The organism is Lysinibacillus sp. NPDC094177 (assembly GCF_050279145.1).
In the GTDB taxonomy this organism is placed as follows: domain Bacteria; phylum Bacillota; class Bacilli; order Bacillales_A; family Planococcaceae; genus Lysinibacillus.
On record NZ_JBNNTW010000001.1, the window covers coordinates 459,466 to 471,310 of the forward strand.

The 11,845-nt window shown below is 37.5% G+C and carries 10 protein-coding genes and 1 pseudogene; all 11 read right to left on the reverse strand.

Annotation, left to right across the window (positions count from 1 at the left end; all coding sequences use genetic code 11):
* Nucleotides 1-478: pseudogene (locus ACQKNC_RS02185) on the reverse strand (CsxC family protein); the annotation flags it as partial.
* 792 nt (nt 479-1,270) lie between these two features.
* Entirely contained in the window at nt 1,271-2,008 is a 738-nt protein-coding gene (locus tag ACQKNC_RS02190) for a 16S rRNA (uracil(1498)-N(3))-methyltransferase (RefSeq protein ID WP_427423250.1), read from the reverse strand.
* 82 nt (nt 2,009-2,090) lie between these two features.
* Nucleotides 2,091-3,032 (reverse strand): 50S ribosomal protein L11 methyltransferase, encoded by a 942-nt coding sequence (prmA, locus tag ACQKNC_RS02195; protein WP_427423251.1) that lies wholly within the window; start codon nt 3,030-3,032, stop codon nt 2,091-2,093.
* 21 nt (nt 3,033-3,053) lie between these two features.
* Complete coding sequence (dnaJ, locus tag ACQKNC_RS02200; RefSeq protein WP_427423252.1) at nt 3,054-4,175, reverse strand: molecular chaperone DnaJ; 1,122 nt, start codon at nt 4,173-4,175, stop codon at nt 3,054-3,056.
* Between the two features lie 240 nt (nt 4,176-4,415).
* Nucleotides 4,416-6,254, reverse strand: a complete 1,839-nt coding sequence (dnaK, locus tag ACQKNC_RS02205; RefSeq protein WP_427423253.1) for a molecular chaperone DnaK — start codon at nt 6,252-6,254, stop codon at nt 4,416-4,418.
* 75 nt (nt 6,255-6,329) lie between these two features.
* Nucleotides 6,330-6,905, reverse strand: coding sequence for a nucleotide exchange factor GrpE (gene grpE / locus ACQKNC_RS02210; RefSeq protein WP_427423254.1), 576 nt, complete (start codon nt 6,903-6,905; stop codon nt 6,330-6,332).
* A gap of 17 nt (nt 6,906-6,922) precedes the next feature.
* Nucleotides 6,923-7,951 (reverse strand): heat-inducible transcriptional repressor HrcA, encoded by a 1,029-nt coding sequence (gene hrcA, locus ACQKNC_RS02215; protein WP_427423255.1) that lies wholly within the window; start codon nt 7,949-7,951, stop codon nt 6,923-6,925.
* An 89-nt stretch (nt 7,952-8,040) separates the two neighbouring features.
* Entirely contained in the window at nt 8,041-9,186 is a 1,146-nt protein-coding gene (gene hemW, locus ACQKNC_RS02220) for a radical SAM family heme chaperone HemW (protein ID WP_427423256.1), read from the reverse strand.
* Nucleotides 9,187-9,439: 253 nt separating this feature from the next.
* Nucleotides 9,440-10,609, reverse strand: a complete 1,170-nt coding sequence (chrA, locus tag ACQKNC_RS02225) for a chromate efflux transporter (RefSeq protein ID WP_427423257.1) — start codon at nt 10,607-10,609, stop codon at nt 9,440-9,442.
* Nucleotides 10,610-10,702: 93 nt separating this feature from the next.
* Nucleotides 10,703-11,548 carry a DUF4179 domain-containing protein gene (locus ACQKNC_RS02230; protein ID WP_427423258.1) on the reverse strand — a complete coding sequence of 282 codons (846 nt, stop codon included), beginning with the start codon at nt 11,546-11,548 and terminating at the stop codon, nt 10,703-10,705.
* A gap of 112 nt (nt 11,549-11,660) precedes the next feature.
* Nucleotides 11,661-11,845 (reverse strand): hypothetical protein (locus ACQKNC_RS02235; protein ID WP_427423259.1); only part of this gene is annotated, 185 nt, incomplete at its 5' end.

Here is an 11,845-nt window from a genome sequence, read left to right on the forward strand (position 1 = left end):
AGTTCGCTTCGGCAAACTCAGAAATCCCTATGATTGGAGTAGGACCTCCTACTACTTGTGGGAAAGTAATGTCTGTAAAACCAGAAAACGGAACATCGGCAATTCTATCTTGGAGTGCCCCGTTACATGCTAGTGATGCATATTCTATATTTTTACGAATATGTCCTGCTACAAATAATTTAGCTCTTGTTACACTAAAAAAGTCAGTGCCATCAATACGTGCAAAAGCAACCGGTACTAGTTTCACTTGATTCAAGAATACATTTTTTTTCACTCTTTTGATTTCAGTTGCTGCAGGAGTTAGAGTAATATCTGACTCCACAACGATTTGAAGTGTTGGTTCTGCAAGTACAACTGGAACTTTAAGAGTTGGAAGCAATACCGGTGTAGTAACTAGTGTAGTAGTACCCGGAGTTAATGGTATTTGTTGTGTTGATGTTACTGGACAAGTTTGAATTGGATCTATTTTATTACTCAATAAATTTCCCTCTTTTCATTTTGTAGTTTTTGAGAGCTCTCCATATAGAATATGTAGCAATTAAATCTATGAATAGACGTGTATACTAGTTTTTTTTACCGATATTAAAAAATGAACACAAAATGCCAGGTACTCTTTTTAATTGTGTTTTATATTTTAAAACTTTCCAATACTTGGTCCTTGTTTGAATGCTGGGACAATTAGATAACTGAATTACTCGCTTATCTTTTCCCAATTTACGTTTTTATTTATTTTCTCGTAAGTGTAAAATGCCGAATCCTGCCCCAATACTAAAAGCTAATATTGAAATTGTAATTGGTATTTTACCTATTTCAAGTAAGCGAATATTAAATACTTCAGGAAATGAAACAGTATATAAACCCGTTGCTATTAAAGTGGCACAATAGATCATAGCGGCAATACAAAAAAAGTTAATGAGATAATTAATTTATTCATTTGCTCCCCCAAAAAAATAATTATTCTGTTTTTTTAACCTAAATTGTATAAGAAGAAAGATTTTTATGAATTAGTTACCAAAGATTAGAGTAACGTATTTTCACAGTTGGACTGTCATATCATGACACGTTATGGGGATGAGCATTAGTAAAGCCGATTCAAAAAATTTTGAATCGGCTTTTTTTGATAGGATTTAATATTAACAGTCATTAAGCGTGTATTTTGCCTACTCCCTCAAACCTTGCCAGCACTGCATTTATAAGCAATCAAAATACCATTTACTCATGCACAGCCAAGTGTAGGAAAAACCTCTTTTGACAAGGCTACATGCCTAATTCATTCAAATTCATAAGATATTGCAGAAAGTGCATAGAGCGGCGCTGTTTCTGCTCGTAAAATTCGGGGTCCTAATGACATAGTTTGGGCTCCGGCTTGAAGTAGGGCATCCGCTTCTTTTCTAGCAATACCGCCTTCTGGACCAAAGATAATAAGTATTGATTTCGATTTTTTGTCATACGCGTTTTTTAGCTTCTCCGCAAACCTTGTGCGCTTTTCTGCTTTTGCATCTTCTTCATCTGCTATAAAAACGACGTCGAAATTGCCCACTTGCTCTTCTAGCTGTTTAAAAGAGATTGGTTCATAAATTTCAGGGATATGTGTACGATGGGATTGCTCAGCTGCTTCTTTTGCAATTTTTTGTAGACGTTCTTGCTTTTTGGCACCCTTCTTTTTATCCCATTTAACGATGGAACGCTCCGCTTCAAATGGCAACAGGCCAAACATTCCAAGCTCTGTTGCCTTTTGTGTAATAAGTTCTAGTTTATCGCCCTTCGGTAAACCACATGCCACTGTTACATGAACAGGTAACTCCGGAGAAGGAACAATTTCGCCTGTAGTTTGAACGTGTATCTCATCTGCTTCGAAGGCTACAATTTCGCAAATATGGGCGGTGTTTTGTGCAACTACAACGATTTTGTCGCCCTCTTTCATACGCATTACTCGTTCAATATGTCGTGCATCCTCACCGCTAATACGTGCTTCCTCTATGGTCGTCTCAATAAAATAACGTTGCATTTTACCATACTCCTTTATAGCAAAAAGAGAAAACGCCAAATCGCAAGCACACGGCTCACGATTTGGCGCTTCCTCAGTCCACTTATTGTGGTCGACGGGCAATTATAGCTACCCAATCTTCCATTAGTAATACTTCTTCGATTACAAAGCCTGAAGCTTCTAGAGCTGCTTTTACATCATCACGTTTTGCGGCAATGATGCCTGAAGTGACATATAATCCACCCGGTTTGACAACTGAAAATGCATCGTCAGTAAAGGACATAATAATTTCTGCTAAAATATTGGCCACAACGACATCAGCTGGTTCCTTAACTGTATCTAGTAGGTTCCCATGGAATACAGATACTTTATCATCTACTTTGTTTAACGCAACATTTTCTTGTGCTGAACGTACTGCTACTTCGTCTAAATCAAGTGCATGTACGCTCTTAGCTCCTAGTAAAGCTGCACCAATTGATAGAACACCTGAACCCGTGCCGATATCGATAACCGTATCTCCCTCATTTACAACCTTCTCAAGCCCCTGTAAGCACATAACAGTTGTAGGGTGTGTTCCTGTACCAAAAGCCATACCAGGATCTAATTCAATAATTAATTCATCTGTTGATACTGGTACATATTCTTCCCATGTTGGTACAATTGTAAAGCGTTCAGAAATTTTTACAGGATGATAGTATTGCTTCCATGCTGTTGCCCAGTCTTCCTCGTTAACTTCCACAATCGATACAACATTATCGCCAATATCAATGTTAAAGTTCGTTAGATTTGTTATAGCTGCCTTAATTTCTTCGACTGTTTCATTTAAAAAACTAGACTCCGATAAATAAGCCTTAACAATAACACCATCTTTCGGAAAATCCGCTTCATTTAGCGCATATATTTCACCATACTGATCTTCTCGTGGTTTAGCAAATTCTGCAGAATCCTCAATAACCACACCACTTGCCCCTGCTTCATGCAAAATATTCGAAATTGCTTCTACCGCTTCATTTTTTGTATGAATGGATAATTCTGACCACTTCACGTAGCTCTTCAGCTCCTCTAATTATTCACCTTGGAATTTTTTCTTAATTTTATCGAATAGTGAGCTTCCTTGCTCTTCAGGAATATCACCACTGATTTCCGCAAATTCACGCAGTAATTGTTTTTGTCTTTCTGTTAATTTTTCTGGCGTCACAACTTTTACTGTTACATATTGATTCCCTGTGCCATAGCCGTGTACATTTTTGACACCTTTGTCTTTTAGACGGAATTGCGCACCTGACTGTGTTCCCGCAGGAATACGTAGTTTTACTTTCCCATGAACAGTCGGAACTTCAATTTCATCACCAAGAGATGCTTGTGGGAATGTCAGTTTTAGTTCGAAATAAATATCATCTCCATCACGCTCAAACTCATTGTGTCCTTGAACGCGGAACATAATATATAAATCCCCCGCTGGTCCTCCATTTATACCAGGCTCACCTTGACCAGACACGCGAATTTGCTGACCATCATCAACACCCGCCGGAATCGTTACTTTGATTTTCTTACGTGTTTGAACTTTTCCTTCACCACGACAAGTTGAACATTTTTCTTTAATGATTTTACCTGTACCATGACATGTAGAACAAGTACGACGATTCATCATACGCCCGAAAGGTGTATCTACAGCTTGATTTACTTGACCTGCACCTTGACATGTTGCACATGTTTCAGGTTTAGTACCTGTTTTTGCACCTGAACCATGGCAAGTACCACATTCTTCATCTTTAGGAATTTCGATTTCTGTTTCTTTCCCGAAAATCGCTTCCTCAAATTTAATATTCATACGATATTGAAGGTCATCACCTTTGCGTGGTGCATTCGGATCTTGACGACGACCTCCACCACCAAAGAATGAGCTGAAAATATCCTCGAAGCCGCCAAAGCCGCCTCCTCCGAAGCCACCACCACCAAAGCCTGCATTTGGATCCTCGTGGCCAAATTGATCATAGCGTGCTTTTTTCTGATCGTCACTTAACACTTCATAAGCTTCAGCGATTTCTTTGAATTTTTCATCTGCACCCGGCTCTTTATTAAGATCAGGATGGTATTGCTTTGATAATTTACGATATGCTTTTTTAATTTCATCTTTAGAAGCCGATTTTGTTAAACCAAGCACCTCGTAGTAATCGCGTTTATCCATGATTCACACTCCGCTCTTTTTGCATAAAATCTATTGTATCATGCAGTTAAAAAAACTGCCTCTATTTTAATTATTAATTATTCATTACAAATGTTGCATCACATATTTTTTACTTTTCTCGCTAATAACCTATGCAACTAGACGATTCAATGTGTGTCTATTTGAGTAGCTCATAAATAAAGAGAAAAGCCAAAGCCGCAAGCGGTCTTTGGCTTCTTCACTTAACTGTGTTACTTACTATTATTTATCGTCTTTTACTTCTTCAAAGTCAGCGTCAACGATATCGTCTTTTTTACCAGCGCCAGCATCTGCACCTGCATCGCCACCTTGAGCTGCTTGAGCAGCTGCTGCAGCTTGTTCATATACTTTCATAACTAATGGCTGTAATACGCCTTCTAGTTTTTCTTTAGCAGATTTAATGCCCTCTAATTCGCCAGCTTCAAGCGCTTTTTTCAGTTCATCACGAGCATCTTCTACAGATTTTTTCTCGTCTTCTGTAATTTGTTCGCCTAAGTCAGCAATTGTTTTATCAACTTGGAACACTAATTGGTCAGCTTCGTTGCGAAGATCTGCTTCTTCTTTACGCTTAGTATCTGCCTCAGCATTTGCTTCAGCATCTTTTACCATACGTTCGATTTCTTCCTCAGATAAGCCAGAATCAGATTGGATAACAATTGTTTGTTCTTTGTTTGTACCAAGGTCTTTTGCTTTAACAGATACGATACCATTTTTATCAATATCGAATGTTACTTCGATTTGTGGTACACCACGTGGTGCTGGTGGGATATCCGATAATTGGAAGCGACCTAATGTTTTGTTGTCTGCTGCCATTGAACGTTCACCTTGTAGTACGTGAATATCTACTGCTGGTTGGTTGTCAGCTGCAGTTGAGAACACTTGTGATTTAGATGTTGGGATCGTAGTGTTACGGTCAATTAATTTTGTGAATACGCCACCCATAGTTTCGATACCTAAAGAAAGTGGAGTTACGTCTAGTAAAACTACGTCTTTTACATCACCAGTTAATACGCCACCTTGAACAGCAGCACCCATCGCTACAACTTCGTCAGGGTTTACACCGCGGTGTGGCTCTTTATTAGTTTCTTTACGTACAGCTTCTTGTACAGCTGGAATACGAGTAGAACCACCAACTAAGATAACTTGGTCAATTTCAGATGTTGAAAGACCTGCATCAGATAATGCTTGACGTACTGGACCTACTGTACGGTTTACTAATGGTAATGTAATTTCGTCAAATTTTGCACGAGTTAAAGAAATTTCTAAGTGTAATGGACCCGCTTCACCAGCAGTGATGAATGGTAAAGAAATTTGAGTAGATGTTACACCTGATAAGTCTTTTTTCGCTTTTTCAGCTGCATCTTTTAGACGTTGCATAGCCATTTTATCTTTAGAAAGGTCAATGCCGTTTTCTTTTTTGAATTCTGCTACAAGGTACTCGATGATAGCGTCGTCGAAATCGTCCCCACCTAGTTTGTTATCACCAGCTGTTGCTAATACTTCAAATACACCGTCACCTAATTCAAGAATAGATACGTCAAATGTACCGCCACCAAGGTCAAATACTAATACTTTTTGATCTGTATCTTGTTTGTCTAAACCATAAGCAAGTGCAGCAGCTGTTGGTTCGTTGATAATACGCTCTACTTCTAGACCAGCGATTTTACCAGCGTCTTTTGTAGCTTGGCGTTGAGCATCGTTGAAGTAAGCAGGTACAGTAATAACTGCTTTAGTTACTTTTTCACCTAAGTAGTCTTCAGCATAGCCTTTTAAGTATTGTAGAATCATTGCAGATACTTCTTGTGGAGCATATTCTTTGTCTTCCACTTTAACTTTTTCAGATGTACCCATTTTAGATTTAATAGAAATAATTGTGTTAGGGTTTGTTACTGATTGACGTTTTGCTACTTCACCAACTTGACGTTCGCCATTTTTAAACGCAACAACAGATGGTGTTGTACGGTTTCCTTCTGGATTTGGAATTACTTTTGGTTCTCCACCTTCAAGTACAGAAACACAAGAGTTTGTTGTTCCTAAGTCAATACCGATAATTTTGCTCATAAAAATTTCCTCCTATTATTTAAACGCAAAAGATGCGTTTTCTAATTAAATGTCATTGACTAAATAGTGCTATGACTATTCGTTTACTGATACCATAGTTGGGCGTAATACACGATCCTTTAACATATAGCCTTTTTGAAGCTCGCGTAAGACAACTCCCGTCTCTTTTTCACTATCCTGCTCCTGCATGACAGCTTGGTGAACATTTGGATCAAATTGCTCACCTTCAGCTTTAATAATTTGTAAGCCTTCCTTCTCAGTAGCTTCTAACAGAGAACGGTATACCATTTCAATACCTTTTACGATAGAAGCAGTCTCTTCAGAAGTTGCTTCAACTTGTAAGGCACGCTCAAAATTATCGATTACTGGCAATAAATCTGACAGTAAGCTTTGTGCGCGATACTTTTCAGCAGCCTCACGATCAAGTTGATTGCGACGGCGTATATTATCGAAGTCAGCACGTAAGCGTAGATGACGACCTTCCTCGTCGTCTAACTTAGCCTGTAACTCAGCTAGCTTTGCTTCGTACTGCTCTTCGATTGTTAATTCAGTCTTTTGTTCTTCTACTACTTCTGTTTCTTCTACTACATTTTCAGCTTGTACGTCCTTTTCTTCTTGTACAAGGTCTTTGTTTTCAGTTGTTTCTGTCACTTGAATCCTCCTCATTATCAATCACTACGATTCTTCGTAAAGGCTTGTGTTAGATCCATGCGCATTACGTCTAGTAAAGCAACAACACGCTTATAATCCATACGTGTTGGACCAATAATTGCAATAGCTCCTTGCTGATCTTCACCAATAGAATAAGTGGTCGTAATGACACTACAGTTTTCCATTTCTAGTTGTTTATTTTCCGAGCCGATACGAATATGAATGCCCGATTCATTAGGATGAAAGAGCGATTGCACTTGGCTAGTCGTTTCCATTAAGTCCAAAATCATACGGACTTTATTTAAATCGTGGAATTCCGGTTGGTTGAACATATTTGTTTTACCACCATAGAAAATTTTACTTTCCGAATTATGCATCGTCGCTGTAACGAGAGCTTGAATAAAATCATCCGCTGATCGAACATGCTGCTGTAATACTGCTAGCACTTCAGCTTCCAGTTTTTTATGAATATCCTCTAATGACACACCAACAAGGCGTTCATTTAAGATATTAACCATTTTCTCTAAATCAGAAGCGGTAAAATTAGGGGGTAAACTAAACATGCGATTTTCAACATGTCCGTTATTCGTTACGATTATCGCTACTGCTGTATCGCTAGAGAGTGGCACAATTGAGAATCGTTTAATACGATGTCTTTGAACATCTGGTCCTAAAAGAATCGATGTATACGATGTCAGCTCTGATAAAATATTGGCTGACTTTCGAATAATATGCTCTACTTCTACTAAACGATCATTGAAAATTGATTGGATTTGCTGAATGTCCCTTGAATTAATGCCTTGTGGATTCAACAAATGATCTACATAAAATCTATAACCCTTTTCCGAAGGCACTCGACCAGAGGAAGTGTGCGTTTTTTCTAAGAAGCCTAATTCCTCTAAATCCGCCATTTCATTTCGAATTGTGGCTGGACTAAATGTAATCTCTTGCTTTTTGGAGATTTGGCGAGAACCTACCGGCTGTGCAAACATAATAAAGTCGTCTACAATGGCTTGCAATATTTGTAATTGCCGATTTGTTAGCATGATTATCACCTCTGTTAGCACTCAACTAAGAGGAGTGCTAATACTATTATTAAGTTATCAAATCCCACATTTTATGTCAACGATATCGCTCAATCTTCTAGTAAAAATTGTTGAAAAACTTCATTACCTACAAAACGACCTTTTCGCGTAAGACGAATTCCAATAGTATCATGTTCCAAAAGACCTTCTGAAACTAATTTTTCAATGACATGTGTGTAATGCTTCTGCATTGATTCATTAAATTTTTCTTCATATATAGTGTGTGAAATTCCTTCCGTTTTACGCAGACCTAAAAACATTTGCTCTTCTCGTTTCTCATTCTTTGTTACATCATGTTCATATACAATTGGTAGTTCTCCTGCACTTACTGCATCCATATACTTTTTCAATGGTCCATGATTTGAATAACGCACACCAGCTAGATATCCATGAGCACCGGCACCAAAGCCTGCATATTCATCGTTTTCCCAGTATATTTTATTATGCCTAGAACTGAAACCTGATTGAGCAAAGTTACTAATTTCGTATTGTTGAAGCCCATGAGCCTCCATCTGGTTCATTAGCACATCATACATATCCGCTTCAAAATCTTCAGTTGGTAAATGGAGCTTACCTTTTGTGAATTGATTATAAAAAATCGTTTTTGGCTCCACTATTAGTGAATATGCGGAAAAATGCGGTAGATCAAGGGCGAACGCTTTTTCTAACGTATCCTTCCACTGTGCCATCGTCTGACCTGGCAAACCATACATTAAATCCAGACTTATATTTCTGAAACCTACTTTTTTCGCCAAGGCAATTGTTTCATAGACGTGATTATTGCTATGTGTACGACCAATTTTCTTTAATAACTCTTGATCAAAAGATTGTACACCCATACTTAAGCGATTTACACCACCATCAAATAGTGCCTGCAATTTTGCTTCTGATAGCTCGTCCGGATTGGCCTCTGATGTAAATTCTGTCACATTGTCCATTGGAATATACGCACGAATAAGCTCAAGAAGTTTCCCTAATTGTTTAGATGTTAACGCTGTTGGCGTACCGCCACCAAGAAATATCGTTTCGATTTGTTTAAAACTCTCGGGATATTTTTTTGTCGCTAGCTCCATTTCCTTGCCTAGCATTTCTATATATTCATCCACTGGCTGATTTTTAAAATAAAATTTATTGAAATCGCAATAGTTACAAATTTGATGACAAAAAGGAATATGAATGTAAACACCTCGTGCCATAGCTATCCCTTCTTTCTCGTTAGTCTTTTCCATTTCCTCATTATAAACAATCAAGACAGGGAACGCCATGAATCCAACTAGTAAAAATAACTACATCAAAATTGAATGGTAAATACAATTATAGAGGGCTCCTGCTGACCATGTATTTATTAAGAGGTTTGTTACAAAAAGTAGTGCTCACTTTATATAAATAGCTACTTTATTGCATAAAAAAATCAAAACCACAGCAATAATGGCTTTGATTTTTTATATTCTAATAACATACAATCCCTACGCAAATGCCAACTAACACAAGCAAATAAGGTTGGATTTTCCAACGCATTAAGCTCCATAAAAAAACAGCTGCAATTACTATGTCTAAACCATTTTGAATTGTTTGTGTAATAATCGGATGAATAAAAGCGGCAGCTAATATTCCTACAACTGCTGCATTTGCTCCAGCCATCGCCCCCCTTAATCCGGCGAAACGATTAAGAGCTAGCCAAAAAGGCATTGCCCCTACTATTAGCAAAAATGCCGGTAAAAAAATGGCTATCGTAGCTATAATGGCCCCAGGTACACCAGCAATGACCATACCTATGTAGGAGGCGAACGTAAATAATGGACCAGGGACTGCCTGCGTCATTCCGTATCCTGCTAAAAAATCTGAAGAGCTCATTAACCCACTTTGAACAAACTGTGTCTCTAGTAAAGGCAATACGACATGACCTCCACCAAACACTAATGCACCTGATAGATAAAACTTTTCAATGATCGTAAACCATTCATTTTGAATAACTGGGCTAACAATTGGTAAACCAACAAGAAGTATTACAAACAGCGCTAAAAAACATATACCAGTCGTTTTTGAAATAGATACAACCGTTTCTTTTGGGTCATCTCTTTGATTACTGTTCTTCAAAAAATAATAGCCTATATAAGAAGCAACGATAATTGCAGTCACCTGAGCAAGTGGATGGACCCATAAAAGTACTACTACAAGAGCAAATAAAGCGATTATACAATGGCGAATACTAATGATTAATTTTTTGGACATATCAAAAATAGCTTGTGCAACAATCGCAATAGCCACCAATTTTAAGCCATGAGTCCAGCCCATCTCTATCCCCGTATGTGCAGAAAAATAGGCAAATGCCATAAGTAGCAAAACTGACGGTAATGTAAAACCAAGAAATGACACAATACTGCCGAACAAACCGCCTCTTAATAAGCCAATGCCCATTCCTACCTGACTCGATGCAGGCCCGGGTAAAAATTGACTGAGCGCAACAAGCTGACTATAGTCATTATCAGATAACCATTTACGCTTTTGAACATATTCATTTTGAAAATACCCTAAATGTGCCGTTGGACCCCCAAAGGATGTACAACCTAATTTAAGAGAAACTAAAAAAATCTCCCATAACCTTCGCAATATCTTCAACTACCTTCCATTCCATATATATTCATACTACATGGGGTAATCATCCTTTTGGTTTAAGATATTGTAAAGTTATTATACAATAATCAGGTTTCGTTATTTATCTCCAATTTTAACAGCCGAACCAAGCTCACTTCCATTAGCAGCAATCGGAATCAGCTCATAGCTCTTCCCCGTTAAATATAAAGCATCGAGACGAACTCCCCACTTCGTATAATCTTCATTTAAAGGATACGCTAAGTTAAAGGGCCAAGATTCCCCTGTTGCTGATTGGATTTTAAAATGTAATGTTTCATTTAATAAGCTATTATCGGAATAAAAGTAAATCGTAGTTGATATTGGTGTAGAAACAACCTTTTCTATTGTTATTTCCTGACCATCTAACAGCTTTACTTTTTTCTCAACAGGGAAGACCTTTCTATCTTCTTGTAATTGCTTTTGTGAAGCTTCCACTTGAAATTCCCACGGCTCGTCAATCTTTTTTTCCACGTTCCAGTCGTCATAACGAATATCTAAATTTAATGTTTTATCCTCTGGTAGTTCACTTAATTTCACACTACTATAGATTGTATAGGTTTTATCGGATTGTTGGATTGACTGTCCTCCATTTCTAACTGTGAACTCTTTTCCATTCACAAAAACCTGAGGAAAGAAAAAAATTTGATAGTCAAAATTCAAGTCCTTTTCTGGCTTAAAGGTAGCATTCAATAATATTTGGTTATCATCAATAATTATTTCATTTAACGTTAAACGTCCTAGACTATTTTCAGTAGTTTTACCGACAACTGTTTTGTAGGCTTCAAAATTCAAATCCTTATTAAACAAAAAATAAAAAACAAATACACAAGTAACTACTAATAAAAGCAATACTACAACAAACCATATTTTGCGTCCTCGATGTTCCTTAAGCTGAGCCTCGACTAGAAGCATATCACTGGACATCATGTACACCTCATTTTAAGAAATTATGTCTACACAAAATGCTTTTTATTTATTGTAGTTTACAGTTGTACATTATATTACCTCAAACGATGTCTAGGTTTGGCTAATTTCATTATGTATCTAAAGGAATAATGTATATTCCTTTAATGTTGTAAAAAAACTTGAAGAACAAAATGATCAAGGAAATATTTGTAATTGCACTGTAAATAAGAGTAATATATGTTTCAAAGGTCTCACTTTTCGGTGTGCAAACTTCAATCCACTTTCTTCGCTTATGTTGTTGCTGTCGCTGCGCTC

Excerpts from the sequence above, each read along its gene's own strand:
- ACQKNC_RS02230 (WP_427423258.1), bottom strand. The coding sequence starts at position 11,548 with ATGTCCAGTGATATGCTTCTAGTCGAGGCTCAGCTTAAGGAACATCGA.
- dnaJ (WP_427423252.1), bottom strand. The coding sequence starts at position 4,175 with ATGGATAAACGCGATTACTACGAGGTGCTTGGTTTAACAAAATCGGCT.
- hemW (WP_427423256.1), bottom strand. The coding sequence starts at position 9,186 with ATGGCACGAGGTGTTTACATTCATATTCCTTTTTGTCATCAAATTTGT.
- dnaK (WP_427423253.1), bottom strand. The coding sequence starts at position 6,254 with ATGAGCAAAATTATCGGTATTGACTTAGGAACAACAAACTCTTGTGTT.
- ACQKNC_RS02190 (WP_427423250.1), bottom strand. The coding sequence starts at position 2,008 with ATGCAACGTTATTTTATTGAGACGACCATAGAGGAAGCACGTATTAGC.
- hrcA (WP_427423255.1), bottom strand. The coding sequence starts at position 7,951 with ATGCTAACAAATCGGCAATTACAAATATTGCAAGCCATTGTAGACGAC.